The sequence below is a fragment of the Methylomicrobium sp. Wu6 genome, assembly GCF_035916875.1.
GTDB lineage: Bacteria > Pseudomonadota > Gammaproteobacteria > Methylococcales > Methylomonadaceae > Methylomicrobium.
Map to the genome: position 1 here is coordinate 42310 of NZ_JAXUHN010000058.1, position 14086 is coordinate 56395.

10 protein-coding genes and 1 other annotated feature are annotated in these 14086 nt (G+C 55.7%); of the genes, 7 read left to right on the plus strand and 3 right to left on the minus strand.

The features are described 5' to 3' along the window. The first annotated feature begins 158 nt into the window (after positions 1-158). The 3 genes from recC to recD all read left to right on the plus strand — a co-directional run bounded on the left by recC (position 159) and on the right by recD (position 9324). Positions 159-3656 (plus strand): exodeoxyribonuclease V subunit gamma, encoded by a 3498-nt coding sequence (recC, locus tag U2W12_RS06255; protein WP_326499807.1) that lies wholly within the window; start codon positions 159-161, stop codon positions 3654-3656. Continuing rightward, on the plus strand, positions 3653-7327 hold the full coding sequence (gene recB, locus U2W12_RS06260) for an exodeoxyribonuclease V subunit beta (RefSeq protein WP_326499808.1): 3675 nt from the start codon (positions 3653-3655) through the stop codon (positions 7325-7327). The genes recC and recB overlap by 4 nt, the downstream gene beginning before the upstream one ends. Further along, positions 7324-9324 carry an exodeoxyribonuclease V subunit alpha gene (gene recD, locus U2W12_RS06265; RefSeq protein ID WP_326499809.1) on the plus strand — a complete coding sequence of 667 codons (2001 nt, stop codon included), beginning with the start codon at positions 7324-7326 and terminating at the stop codon, positions 9322-9324. The genes recB and recD overlap by 4 nt, the downstream gene beginning before the upstream one ends. Beyond that, positions 9007-9064, plus strand: a sequence feature (sul1 is cis-regulatory element that is thought to sense ions involved in sulfur or methionine metabolism; They are found in Alphaproteobacteria). Its footprint overlaps the gene before it by 58 nt. A gap of 188 nt (positions 9325-9512) precedes the next feature. Here the strand turns inward: recD and U2W12_RS06270 are convergent. The 3 genes from U2W12_RS06270 to U2W12_RS06280 all read right to left on the minus strand — a co-directional run bounded on the left by U2W12_RS06270 (position 9513) and on the right by U2W12_RS06280 (position 10449). Then, the gene (locus U2W12_RS06270) at positions 9513-9716 is read right to left on the minus strand and encodes a hypothetical protein (RefSeq protein WP_326499810.1); all 204 of its coding nucleotides are present in this window, start codon (positions 9714-9716) and stop codon (positions 9513-9515) included. A 119-nt stretch (positions 9717-9835) separates the two neighbouring features. Further along, positions 9836-10222 (minus strand): type II toxin-antitoxin system VapC family toxin, encoded by a 387-nt coding sequence (locus U2W12_RS06275; RefSeq protein ID WP_326499811.1) that lies wholly within the window; start codon positions 10220-10222, stop codon positions 9836-9838. Then, the gene (locus U2W12_RS06280) at positions 10219-10449 is read right to left on the minus strand and encodes a hypothetical protein (RefSeq protein WP_326499812.1); all 231 of its coding nucleotides are present in this window, start codon (positions 10447-10449) and stop codon (positions 10219-10221) included. The genes U2W12_RS06275 and U2W12_RS06280 overlap by 4 nt, the downstream gene beginning before the upstream one ends. Before the next feature lie 535 nt (positions 10450-10984). Between U2W12_RS06280 and U2W12_RS06285 the strand changes: the two genes are divergently transcribed. From U2W12_RS06285 to U2W12_RS06300, 4 genes are all read left to right on the plus strand, one after another. Next, positions 10985-11257: a hypothetical protein gene (locus tag U2W12_RS06285; RefSeq protein ID WP_326499813.1), complete on the plus strand. Its 273-nt coding sequence runs from the start codon at positions 10985-10987 to the stop codon at positions 11255-11257. A 359-nt stretch (positions 11258-11616) separates the two neighbouring features. Continuing rightward, a complete protein-coding gene (locus U2W12_RS06290) occupies positions 11617-11880 on the plus strand; it encodes a hypothetical protein (RefSeq protein ID WP_326499814.1) in 264 nt (87 codons plus the stop codon). A 75-nt stretch (positions 11881-11955) separates the two neighbouring features. After that, positions 11956-13080, plus strand: a complete 1125-nt coding sequence (locus U2W12_RS06295; protein WP_326499815.1) for a hypothetical protein — start codon at positions 11956-11958, stop codon at positions 13078-13080. Positions 13081-13327: 247 nt separating this feature from the next. Then, complete coding sequence (locus tag U2W12_RS06300) at positions 13328-13990, plus strand: hypothetical protein (RefSeq protein ID WP_326499816.1); 663 nt, start codon at positions 13328-13330, stop codon at positions 13988-13990. Positions 13991-14086 lie beyond the last annotated feature (96 nt).

A 14086-nucleotide genomic window follows, 5' to 3' on the forward strand; every position in this document is an offset into this window, starting at 1 on the left:
TTCGTGCGATCATTATAGCTTTCCGCAGCCGGCCATTTTTACAGTCAATCGCCGCTATGCGCACATGACGCCGTCTCGTTATACACAAATGCCGCCCCATCCGCTAATTTTTTGTGGCAACCGCTTATTGGACACGCTAGCAAAATAAGGACCTGTTGATGACCGAATCAAGCCTTCTCTCCCCGCTGGACAGCGGCATCGCCGTGATCCATTCGAACCAGCTCGAACAGCTCGGCGATGTGGTCGCTTACTGGCTGCGCCAGCATCCCTTGAATCCCTTGGAATACGAAGTCTTCCTGGTGCAGAGCAACGGCATGGGACAATGGCTGAAACAAAATCTGGCGAAAAATGCTTCCTTGGGCATCGCGGCGGCACTGCAGATGCAATTGCCTTCGCTGTTCGTCTGGAGCGTTTATCGCGCGGTTCTGGGCGAGCAAATCCCGCAGGAACAACCTCTGGCGAAAGCTCCGCTGACCTGGCGCCTGTATCGCTTGCTGCCGACCCTGCTCGACCTAGACGGCTTTGAGACACTGGCCCGGTTTTTGGCCGAAGACCGCGACTGCCGAAAACGCCATCAGCTCGCCGAACAGCTCGCCGACCTGTTCGACCAGTATCAGGTATACCGTTCGGACTGGCTAGCCGATTGGGCCGCGGGCGATGACCGACTCCGTAACGCGCACGGCGATTTGAAGCCCCTGCCGGAAGCACAGCACTGGCAGTCCGCATTATGGCGCGCCGTGCTGGACGATTTGGGCGGCGAGGAAGCGATGCCGTTCGCCAGCCGGGCCTCCGTGCACGCGGAGTTCATGAGCCGCATCGACACGTTGGAGACGCGTCCCGCCGGCATTCCGCGCCGGATCATTTTGTTCGGCTTATCGTCCCTGCCCCAGCAATCGCTCGAAGTCCTGGCCAAGCTCGGCAAGTTTTGCCAGATCGTGTTGTTTGTGCACAATCCCTGCCAGCATTACTGGGCCGACATCATCGAAGACAAGGAACTGCTGAAAGCCGAGCGCCGCCGCCAAACCTATAAACCCGGCATGACATCGTCATTGTCCGCCGATGACCTGCATCTCCATGCGCCGCCCTTGCTGGCCGCCTGGGGCAAACAGGGCCGTGACTACATCCGCCTCCTGGATCTGTTCGACGAAAAATCCAGCTATCAAGACTGGAATTGGCCGGACAGCAAGATCGATCTGTTCAAGGATTACGGCGATGACGGCCGGCGCAGTTTATTGCAGCATCTCCAGCAATCGATACTGGATATGGAAGCGCTGCCGGCCGATCCGGCGTTGCTGGATAACGCCGATGGCTCGCTGAGCTTTCATGTCGCGCACAGCCCGCAGCGCGAGGTCGAGATCCTGCATGATCAGTTATTGGCGCGCTTCGAAGCGGCCGAGCAGCACGGCAAGCCGCTCTATCCGCGCGACGTGATCGTGATGGTGCCGGACATCAATGCCTACGCGCCGCATATCCGCGCCGTCTTCGGACTGCACCCGCCCGGCGATCCGCGCTATATTCCGTATAGTCTGGCCGATCAACAGCAGCGCGGTCAGGATCCTTTATTGGTCGCGATCGAGGCGCTGCTGAATCTGCCCGAATCGCGCTTTACCGTCAGCGAGTATCTCGGCCTGCTGGAAGTCGGCGCATTGAGAGACCGCTTCAAGATCGACGAAGGCGCGAAGACCAAACTGCACCAATGGATAGAGGACGCAGGCATCCGCTGGGGCCTGAACGCAGAACAACGCGCCGAAACGGTCGCGATGCCTGCGCATCTGGAGGCCAATACCTGGCAATTCGGCCTGCGCCGGATGCTGCTGGGTTATGCGGTCGGAGCCGGCGAAGCGTTCAACGGCATCGAGCCTTACAAAGAAATCGGCGGACTCGACGCCGAGTGGATCGGCGGCCTGTCGTTCCTGCTCGAAACGCTGGAGAAATACGCGGCCCTGCTGAAAGATCAGCAAAATTTTAGTGACTGGCGAAACACCTTGCTGAGCCTGCTCGATGATTTTTTCATCGTCGGCGGCGAAACAGATCGCAAAACCCTGGACACATTGACCGAGTCCCTGGAAAAGTGGAGCCAGTACTGCGAACAAGCCGGCCTGACCGCGACTGACTTGCTGCCGGTGAGTGTCGTGCGCGAAGCCTGGCTCGCCGGGGTTGACGAGCCGTCGCTGCATCAGCGTTTTCTGAGCGGCCGGGTCAATTTCTGCACCCTGATGCCGATGCGCGCAATCCCTTTCCGCCTGATTTGCCTGCTGGGGATGAATGACGGCGATTACCCGCGCAATCAACAGGCGCACAGTTTCGACCTGATGAACCAGCGCGGCCATTATCGCCCCGGCGACCGCTCGCGCCGGCAGGACGATCAATACCTGTTTTTGGAAGCATTGCTGTCCGCGCGCCAGCAGCTTTATGTCAGCTGGGTGGGCCGCAGCATTCGCGACAACAGCGAGCTGCCGCCGTCGGTGCTGATCAGCCAACTGCGCGATGCCGTGTCTCAGGGCTGGGCGCTGGCGGACGATCAAAAACTACTGGACGCCATCACCATCAAGCATCCTCTGCAACCTTTTAGCCACGACTATGTCGCGAAAAACCGTGATCCGCGCTGGTTTACCTACGCGCGCGAATGGTTTGAAAAATCACCCGACACCGGCGTAAGCACTCAAACCCCAATTGCCGCGGAAGAAAAACCCTTAACCCTCACACTGGAATCCCTGGCGCGTTTTCTGAAAGCGCCGGTCAAGACCTTCTGCAATCACACGCTGAAGTTTGGATTCGAAGAAGACACCGTCACCAGCGAAGACAGCGAACCCTTCAATTTCGACAGCCTGCAAGCTCATGTCTTCGGCCATCAGCTGGTGGATGCCTTGCAGAGCGCGGATCCCGGCGATGTCGATGCGTTCTTTGCCGAGCAGCAAACCGCGATGGCGCGGAAAGGCCGGCTTCCGCTCGGCGGTTTTGCTCAGTCCGCCTATTCGAACCTAGTCGATCCGGTCAAAAAGAGCTGGGATACCTACCAAGTAATGCTTTCCTCATGGCCGCGCGAACTCGAAGCACATGCGCTTGCCTTGCCCCCATTCGTGCTGGCTGACGGCGCCACCGTGCAACTGACCGGCGAACTCAGCCATTTGCGCGGTGATTGCGATGACCGGCGCAAGGGCCTGCTGCATTTGACCGCCCAGACGCTGCTGCCGAAAGGCGCGATCAAACACCACAACCTATTCGGCTATTGGCTGCGACATCTGGCCGGCTGCGCGGAAGGCATGCAGCTCCAGACCCTGGTGATTGCGGCCGACGGCGTGATCGAAATTCCGCCGATCGAGCAGGCGGAGGCTTATGCGTACCTCCAAACGATCATCGAGGCCTACCATCAAGGCATGCGCGCGCCGCTGCCCGTCGCCTGCAAGACCGCTCTCGCCTGGCTGGCCGCGCCGCCCGAGCAAGCGCGCGAACAAGCCCAATCCCGATACGAAGGCGACGACTGGAATCCGGGCGAGGCCGCTTACGACGCCTATCTGACGCGTTTCTTTCCGACTTTTGCCGGTTTAACCGATGCAGGAGGCGGCCAAGGCTTCGAATTTTGGGCCGACGCCCTATACCGCCCCGTATTCGCTACGATCAAGCCGTATCAACCCGCAGCGGAAGCGCAATCATGACCGTCGCCATCGCGTTGAATCCCGTCGATTTCCCCTTGTCCGGCACCCGCCTGATCGAGGCCAGCGCCGGTACCGGCAAGACCTATACGATCGCCGCGCTGTATGTCCGGCTGATCCTCGGGCATCACTTCGCGCTGGAGCGTGAACTGTCGCCGCCGGATATTCTGGTGGTGACGTTTACCGAAGCCGCGACCAAGGAACTCCGGGAGCGCATTCGCGACCGCCTGAGCCAGGCGGCCCGTTTTTTTCGCGAGCAACCGGCCGACAGCGACGCGTTCCTGGAAGCCGTGCGCAGCGATTATGACAGGGCGGCCTGGCCGGCCTGCGCCCGGCGCCTGGAACTGGCCGCCAACTGGATGGACGAGGCCGCGGTGTATACGATCCACAGCTGGTGCAACCGGATGCTGCAACAGCATGCGTTCGACAGCGGCAGCCTGTTTCGGCAGGAGGTCAATACCGACGACAGGGAGCTTCTGCATGAAGTGGTTCGGGATTATTGGCGCACCTTTTTCTACCCGCTGACGGCAACCGCCTGCCGGGCCGTCGCCAAGCTCGCAGGCTCCCCCGACGATCTGGTCAAACTGCTAGCTCCTTTATTGCCCGAAACCGAAGCGTTCGGGCTTGAATTCGATGAAGACATCACGGCGGTTTTTCAGGCCTGGGAAACTTGGGAAAATAAACGCCAGGATCTGGAGGGGGCGGCCCGCTCGCTCTGGTCCAATCATCGCACCGAGATCGATGCGCTGCTAAACGAGGCTTCGGGCAACGGCTGGCTGAACGGGAACAAATACCGCAAAGCGACTTTCGCCGAAAAGCTGAACGAGATGGCCGATTGGGCGAGCCGCCGCAGCCCGAAGGCCATCGATGTGCTGGAAAAATTCGCCCAGGAAAGCCTGGTTTCGGCGCTGGTCAAAACCCATCAAGACAAGGCGGCACAATTGCAACATCCGGCATTCGCCGCCGTCGATGCCTTGGCCCTGCACAGCCGGGAAGAAATCGACACCAACGCCAAAATCACTCTGCACGCCCTGCACTGGATCCGGGATCGCTACGACGGCGAAAAACAGCGCATCGCCCGGATGACCTTCGACGACATGCTGACCCGGCTCGACAAGGCCTTGCAGGGCGGCAACGGCTCGCGGCTCGCAAGCGTGATTCGGCAGCAATATCCGATTGCGCTGATCGACGAGTTTCAGGATACCGACCCCGTGCAATACCGCATTTTTTCGACCCTGTATCCAGCGGATAGCGACGCCGGACCGGGCTGCTTCATGATCGGCGACCCGAAGCAGGCGATTTATTCGTTTCGCGGCGCCGACATCTATACCTACCTGAAGGCGCATCAGCACACGCTTGGACGGCATTACACGCTGGGCACCAATTTCCGCTCCACGACCGAGCTGGTCGACGCGGTCAACCAGGCCTTTTTGCAGGCGGACCGGCACCCCGAAGGCGCTTTCCGCTTCAAGCGCGAAAAGGACGATCCGCTGCCTTTTTTGCCGGTCAAGGCGAAAGGCCGCGATGAGGAATGGCTGATCGATGCTCAGTCCGCCCCTGCCCTAACCTTCTGGCATTGGGATACGGACGAGGCGATCGGCATGCCCGCGTATCGCGAGAAAATGGCCGAAGTCACCGCCAGCGAGATCGTCAGGCTGCTGAATGCGGCCAAGTCGGGGCAGACCGGATTCAAATCGCCAAAAGGCCTGGAGCCCCTTCAACCCTCGGACATCGCGATCCTGGTCCGCAGCGGCACCGAGGCCAAAGCGATGCGCAATGCCCTGGCAAAGCGGCAGTTGCGCAGCGTCTATCTTTCAGAGCGCGATTCGATCTTCACCACCCGCGAAGCCGCGGATCTTTTGATCTGGCTGAAGGCGCTGGCCGAACCGCGCAACGAGCGCAGGGTGCGCGCCGCGCTCGGCACCGCGACTTTCGGCTGGACCTATCAGGCCTTGCAGCAACTGGCCCTGGATGAACCGCTCTGGGAACGGCAGCTGGAACGCTTTGCCGCCTATCAGGAACGCTGGCAGCAGGACGGCATCCTGCCCGCCTTGCGGCAACTGATCAACGACTACGACCTGTACCACCGCTCGACACAGGACAGCGAAGGCGAACGCCGCATCACCAACCTGCTGCACCTGGCCGAACTCCTGCAACACGCAGGCCACCAGCTCGAAGGCGAACAGGCGTTGATCCGGCATCTGGCCGAATTGATCGAAGCCGGAGGCAGCCACACCGGCGACGAAGGCATCATCCGGCTCGAAAGCGACGCGAACCTGATCAAAATCATCACGATCCATAAATCCAAGGGCCTGGAATACCCGCTGGTTTTTCTGCCTTTCATCTGCAGCTTCAGGGAGGTGAACGGACGTTTCAACAGCTACTATCGCTATCATGACGACCAGCAAAACCTGCGTATCGATCTGAGCAAGAGCGACGCAATTAAAGCCTTAAGCGATGCCGAGCGCCTGCAGGAAGATTTGCGCCTCTTTTATGTCGCGATCACGCGGGCGTGTCATGCCTGCTGGCTGGGCATTGCGCCGATCAAGTCCGGCAACGGCAAGGAATGCCAGCTCGAAAAATCCGCGGTGGGTTCGATACTGGGCTGGGAAGAAAAAATGCCGGTCAAGAACCTGGAACAGCGACTGACCGAACTCAAGGGCGATTGCGATTCGATCGCGATCAGCGCATTGCCCGATGTCCGCTCCGACCTCTACTTTCCGCCGCGGCAAAGCGATAGCCACGATTCGGCACGCATTGCCGGCGCCAAAATCCCGCATGACTGGTGGATAGCCAGCTACAGCGCGCTGCCCACGGAAGACAAGCTTCAGGCGGGGGAAGACCGGCCCGATCTGCCGCAGGAGCCGGAAACCGCCCGGGACGACAAGCAGAGCGATGAGGCGGAAAACCCTCTGGCGCAATCCACGCCGTCACCGTCCGGCATCCATGCCTTGCCCCGTGGCGCAGGCCCCGGCGTGCTGATTCATGACCTGCTCGAACACTGCGCGCATCTGGGCTTTTCGGCCGTACAGGCGGATCCGGCGCTCAGAAAGGAGTTGATCCAAAAGCGTTTCGGCGCCAGCGACTGGATCAACCATCAGGACATCATCGACGCGTCCCTGTCGCGCTGGCTGTCTCTGCCCCTGCTTGAAACCACGGGCATCTGCCTCGGCAATCTGAGCGCCGAGGCTTACCGGCCCGAACTGGAATTCCTGATTGGCGCGGACACGGTCAAGACGCAGGACCTGGACCGCCTCGTGACCCAACATATTTTTCCCGGCCAGCCCCGCCCGGCCCTGCTGCCCAAGCAGGTCAACGGCCTCCTGAAAGGCTTCATCGACCTGGTCTTCGAGCATCGGCAGAAGTATTACGTCGTCGATTACAAGTTCAACAGCCTCGGTGCCGACGATGCCGCCTACACCCAGGAAGCGCTGGCGGCGGCGATGCTCGCGAAACGCTATGACCTGCAATATGCGCTGTATTTGCTGGCCCTGCACCGGCTGCTGAAAGCCCGGCTCGGCGCAAACTACGCTTACGACACCCACGTCGGCGGCAGCCTGTATTTGTTCCTGCGCGGCGCGCAAGGCCCGACCGGAGGCAGGCTTTTCGACAAGCCGCCGAGGGCGTTGATCGAAGGATTGGACACGCTATTTTGCGGCGGAGAAACACGATGACACCGGGACACTCGATGCTGGCAACAATCGACCACTGGATCGCGCGCGGCTGGCTGAACCATTTGAACCGGGCTTTCGTGCGTTTTCTGCTGGATCAGGATTCGAATGCGAGCGAGGCCGTGCTGTGGGCGGGCGCGCTGGTCAGCCACCAACTGGACCGCGGCGAGGTGTATCTGGACCTCGAACAACTCAGCCAGCAGCCCGGCTTGACGCTGGCGATACCGGGCGACGATGCCTGGGCATCCGAGTCCGAAGCCGCGCATGCCGAACTGTCCGCGCTGAAGGTTTACAGCCTCGGCCAATGGCAAGCCGCGCTGCAACAGTCTGCCTTGGTCTCAGCAGGACAAGGCAGCACGCCGCTGGTTTTGGACGGCAAACGCCTCTATTTGCGGCGTTATTGGCAGTATCAGCAAACCCTGGACCAGTGCATCGACCGACGCCTGCCGCCGGTTCGCGACACTTTGCCGGAGTCCTTGCAGGCCCAATTGAAGACGCTGTTTACCGGCAGCCCGGAAAAACCGGACTGGCAAAAAATCGCCTGCGTCCTGGCCCTGCGCTCCCGCTTTACGATCATCACCGGCGGCCCCGGCACCGGCAAGACCACGACCCTGACCAAGCTGCTGGCGTTGCTGATCCAGCTTTCCGAGAACGAACTTAGCGGCAAGCGAAAGCTGAACATCCTGCTGGCTGCGCCGACCGGCAAGGCGTCCGCCAGGGTCAGCGAGTCGATCGGCAAGGCCCTCGACAGTCTCGCCATCGCGGATGACATCAAACAAGACATTCCGAAGCAAGCGAGCACACTGCACCGCTTGCTGGGCAGCCGCCGTGACTCCCGCCGCTTTATCCATGATAGACACAATCCGATCGTCGCCGACATCGTGATCGTCGATGAGGCGTCGATGATCGACCTCGAAATGATGACCTCCTTGCTCGATGCGCTGCCTGACAACGCGCAATTGATCCTGCTCGGCGACAAGGATCAACTGGCTTCGGTCGAAGCCGGTTCGGTGATGGGCGACTTGTGTCAGGGCGCCGACAACGCGGCTTACGATGAAGCCGCCCGCTCGTGGATCATTCAGTTTTCCGGCGAAGAGATCGAAACTTCCGGCGCAGAAGGCTCCGCGGTCAATCAGCAGACCGTAATGCTCCGCCACAGCCACCGCTTCGACGAGCACAGCGGCATCGGCCAATTGGCACGGGCGGTGAATGCAGGCGACAGCGCCCAGGCGCAGGCAATTCTGAAGGATACGGCCAGCTACAATGACCTGTTGCCGGAACCGGCCGACGCCTATCTACGGCTCAGAGCGCGACCAGAGCCCGATGCCGCCGACGCCCTACTGAAAAAACTGGTCGCGGTCAATGCAGGCTTTAATGCCGAAGGCAAGCCGAATCCCGGCCAGGGCTATGGCTATTATCTGGACGCGATCCGGAACCGCCCCGAAAGCGACGCTGCTTCCTACGACGCATGGGCCGTGCGGGTCCTGGCCTCCTTCGACGCCTTCCAGGTACTCTGCGCGCTGCGCCGGGGCCGCTGGGGCGTGGAAGAGATGAACCGGCGCATTGAAGCCTGGCTGTTTCCGAAACGAACACCGGCGCTTTGGTACGAAGGCCGGCCGGTCATGATCACGCGCAACGACTACAACGTGGGCCTGATGAACGGCGACATCGGCATCGCGCTTCATGATCCTGCCGGAAAACTGCGGGTGGCTTTTCCCGCCGACGATCCGCTGGCCAAAACGAAGATACGCTGGCTGTCGCCGCTGCGCCTGCCCGAGGCGGAAACCGCGTTCGCGATCACGGTACACAAATCGCAAGGCTCCGAATTCAATCACGTCGTGCTGGCCCTGCCCGAAACCAAAAGCCCGGTCCTGACCCGCGAGCTGATCTACACCGGCATCACCCGCGCCAAGGAAAACTTCACCCTGCTGGAAAGCCGCGAAGGTATTTTCGATCAGGCCGTCAAGGCGCGGATGAAAAATCCTGTAGACTCCGGCTGAATAAACTTCACCGAACAGGGCATGTTGACCCGTCCGCAGAGTTTCCACTTGCTTTGGGCTAGCGGCAGCCTCAAAACGAAGGGAACGGGATTGCAAATCCCGTCCCGCTTAGGGACGCTCGGTGCGATTCCCTTCGTTCGCCGCACCCTGCGGGCTATAAATGCTTGATGCCGCCTAAAAGCGCAGCTTCACGATGCCACACGCCTGGCGATTTCGATATCCTTGCGCAACAGGTCATTAACCAAGACTTGCAAGCTTTCCGGCGTGGTTTGGCATTTTTCGGCGAGATAGCGCGCCACATCCTGGTCCAAATAGATGGGTATTTGAATCTCTTCGGCGGGGATGTAAAACTTGCCTTGCTCGGCGTTGGAAAAATCGTTTTCATCTTTCATTTCGCAGCCCTCTTAAGATAAGTTGTTTTTTGTTTTGGGCCGCCTTGCGCACGGAAATGATGCGTATGGGGTCGTTACGCGGTTGATAGGGTCATCCAGCGAATGAAAATCTTTCGGGCTTACCAAAATAAATCCACACCGTAACGGTTAAAGATGCTATCCGCGCTAATTAAAGTCAGGTTTTCCAATTTCGCCTGAACCAAAATCACTCTATCGAAAGGATCTTTATGGTGTGACGGCAAATCGTTCAAAGCATAAATATGGCCGGTAGTTATAAGCAAAATTTGCAAGCCGTTATGCAAACATTGCCATTCGACCAACTGCTGTAACGGCAATTTGAACGCAAGCTTGCCGAGCTGCTGCTTTATCTGCATTTCCCATATGCTAGCCATGCTGAGATAGAGTGTGTTGCGTTGCTCCTGGCAAACAGCCAAGGCTGTGGAACTAAGCTTTTCGGGCGCGCTATCCAGCCAAATGAAAACATGCGTATCCAGCAACATTTTCATGCGTCATCGCCTAACCAAAAGTTATCCGGCAAGGGAGCATCAAAATCGTCACTCGTTTCAATCAAACCGAGATGTTTTCCAAATATTCTGGTTTTTTTAACCACGTCAACGGGTTCATCCTCATACATGACAATGACTTTTGCGCGATGCGCGTGAACGGTTTTAGGCAATTGCAAATGAATCTGTTGGTTTTGGTCGATTTCCGCGGAAAACTCGATGGCTTGCATGATGGACTCCTGAGTTATAAGTACTTTTGCATGATTGCCTGCTTTGTGGCAAGGGCAGCGGCGATGGTCTGTTCGAGTTGTGCGATTTCGGCAACGAAACGAACATTGAAAACTTTACGTTCCGAGGCATTGGGTCACTGGATTATGGTGAAAAGGGATGTCTTCGTCAATGCGCACAAGTTGAAAGCAATCCCGTCGAAAACCCTCAAAGCAACAGGTGCCAAAAGCCACAGTACCCTATTATGGCGCTTCTGACACTACCAGCTTAGGGCCAGCATAATGCATCCTCCCTGATGCTGCGCCAGATACCCACAGGGACAAGTACGCCACGCTTATGGCCTGCGGAACTCCATATCGCTTTGACAAAAGCCAAAATCCTGCCGAGAAAAAAATCTCAATAGCTCAATACCTTAAGCTCGAAAACGACCCGACGCCTCTAAAAGTGATTGAATTCAAGAAAGCGAATGAGCCAGAATACCTGCCAGCGAAGTCCGCTTTACGGCACGGCGAAAAACAATCCGCATACGAGAGGCTTATGAAAAACATTATTCGAGGAATCAGACGCCATCATCTGCAACGGCTAAAAAAAGCCCGCGCTTTCGATCATGCGATCGGCGCAAGCCGGCATGGCGATTCGGTTGCGCTGGGCCGGCATGTGAATGCGCCCGCCAAGTGCAGTTGCTGGATGTGCGGCAACCCCAGGCGTTATTTCGACGAGAAAAGCCGGCAGGAACGTATCCAGGATGAAAAGTTCGACGCCGACTCTGCAATGATGGGTGCGGTGAACTTTGATGAAAGAACTCTGTAGGGTGTGGTGAGGCACGAACCGCACCGATCGCGAACGATACCCTAAGGCGAATTCCGCGAAAAATCCCACCCAATCCTTCGATTGATTGATGTTCGCTGATAGGAAAGCGCGACGGGGTTTACAACCCCGTTGCTTACGTTCTGTGCCTTGAGCGATGGCAAAGGATACAAAACGTAACGGTCGGGTTTGCAAAACCCGACCGGCGGAGGAAAAAAATATTAATGGTTCAACACCTTAACCTCGATAACGGCATAACGCCTCCGAAAGTGATTGAATTCAAGAAAGCGAATGAGCCAGAATACCTGCCAGCTCAGTCCGCTTTACGGCACGGCGAAAAACAATCCGCATACGGGAGGCCCATGAAAAACATTATTCGAGGAATCAGACGCCATCATCTGCAACGACTGAAAAAAGCCCGCGCCTCCGATCATGCGATCGGCGCAAGCCGGTATGGCGATTCGGCCGTGCTGGGCCGGCATGTGAATGCACCCGTCAAGTGCAGTTGCTGGATGTGCGGCAATCCCAGGCGCTATTTCGACGAGAAAAGTCGGCAGGAGCGCATACGGGATGAAATGTTTATGACCGACTCTGCAACGATGGGCACGGTAGGCTTTGATGAATAAACTTTGTGGTGAAAATACGCAACGTAAAACTAATCGGCAAGCTCATGGTTTCTATTACTCCAATTAAAAATTAATATGGCATCTGGAATCTTTCTTATTACGGAAAACAACCAACTTGTGGAAATGCAATCGTCACTCTATGAGTCCGAAGAAAAGCTGCAGACACTCATCGCCCAATTTCCTCGCTTACTCGCAAGTTGCTCAGAAGATCAAGATAACGCTCAATGGCTGCTTATATCCAGAGAAGTTGGGGTTCCGGATAATGAAAATGGAGCGGCGCGCTGGTCTCTGGACCATTTATTCATTGATGGCGAAGGAATCCCTGTTTTGGTTGAAGTAAAGCGGAGCACCGATACACGAATCAGGAGAGAAGTTGTCGGACAAATGCTCGATTATGCGGCAAATGCTGTAGCGTATTGGCCGATTGAGCATATTCAATCCTCATATATCCTGGAATGTGAGAAATTACGGATTAGCCCGCAAGATAACCTTGAGCAGTTCTTGGATGGGCGAATCGATGAAGATGCCTTCTGGAAAAAGGTGAAGACCAATCTTCAAGCTGGACGAATTCGTATGCTCTTCGTTGCCGACCAAATCCCTAATGATCTCAAGCGTATTATCGAGTTCATGAACGGACAGATGGACCCAGCCGAAGTTTTAGGAATTGAAATTAAACAGTTTACCGACGGTAAGCTTACAACGATCGCGCCTTTTGTAGTGGGTAAAACGTCTGGGGCTGAAACTCGTAAACAATCTATTTCACCAGTTCAGCTACAGCCAAGAGAAGGCCTGCAAGAAGCAGTAGATGCTTTCAATGCTCTTGCAGTTGGAAAATATATTGCTAACGGCAGAGCAATGGGCTACAGGCTGATTAAGATTCCAGGGTTTCCCCCTGCAATGCACTATGAATTTCTGCATAGCAAATACGGTGTCACCGCCGAGTTTCATATTGAAGATAAAAGATACGACTCGGTATCGGAAGAACTCCAGGCAATCGCTAAAGAGATACCCAGAATAAACGGCGGACGAATCGAATTTGATCCTAAATGGCAAAGCAAAGGACAACGCATTCGCGTTATACAAGATGACAAAAGTCCGGATGTTGCGGCAGCAACGATGCTGGATTTAATTAAATTAACCCAATCTCGCATTGAGAGGGCGATTAGTGCGGTTAACAAGCTCGCTACAGAACAAGAATAATTGGATTCTTGCGGTAAAAATATATTTCTCGGAGATAAGTACCTGTGCAAAATTATTCAGCCGATAGCATCGACTATGTCACTGTTTTTAGTGGCTACTTTTTGTAAGCAACCCTAAAAAATACCAGGTTTGTTTTTTCCTGCGGCTTAAACAGAAAATTTTCAATAAATATCAGTCACTTTTATTGAAACAACTACCTGGGTAATTTTGCAAAGATACAAAATAAAAAACATAGAATAGGTGATTCGTGAATTATTTTCATTTTAATATTGGAAGCATAAAAGATAAAAATAAATCATTTAATGCAATGAACCTTTGGTGGGATGAAAATATTAAACGCGAGGTTATTACCGCTGGCTTCACTTCCGCCTATGGTGGCAAAGCGGCCGAAGTCCTTAGTATGCCAAAAGAAGGAGATTGGGTACTTGCTTATGCAAAAAAAGGAAAAGATTTTGAAGGGGGTTATATTGGCGCAGGTATAATCAAAGGAGAAAATACTTATAAATTTCACCAGGATCATCATTGGTCTCTTTCTAACCATCAGCACGAACGAGCTGTTGATTGGCTATATTTCGTTTCTGATGTACATAATGCGGTAAGGCGAGACGAAGCAAACTATAAAGGTCGGCGTCCTACCTGCCAAAAAATCACTAATATTGAGCTTGCTGAACGCATTATCGACATGCTTAAGGCACGCTCTGGACAGATTCCATCTTCACAAAATTCATCCTCCACGGCCAAAGAAAAACTTCCTCTGTTTCTTAATTTCACACAAGCCCCAATAAGGCGAGAGCAAGCTTCCTTCAGGGAAGCTGTATACCTGACATGTAACGGTCAATGTGTTATTAGTGGCTGCGATATTCCTGTAGCAGTTGAAGCTGCACATATTAAGTGTCTCGCAGAAAGTTGATTGGCGTTAAACTAAAAGCTTTTTAGAACCAGCAGGAAACAGAGTTGGCAAGGGTTGCCCGATTAGAACTATCAGAAAACGATGACGCATGTTTGC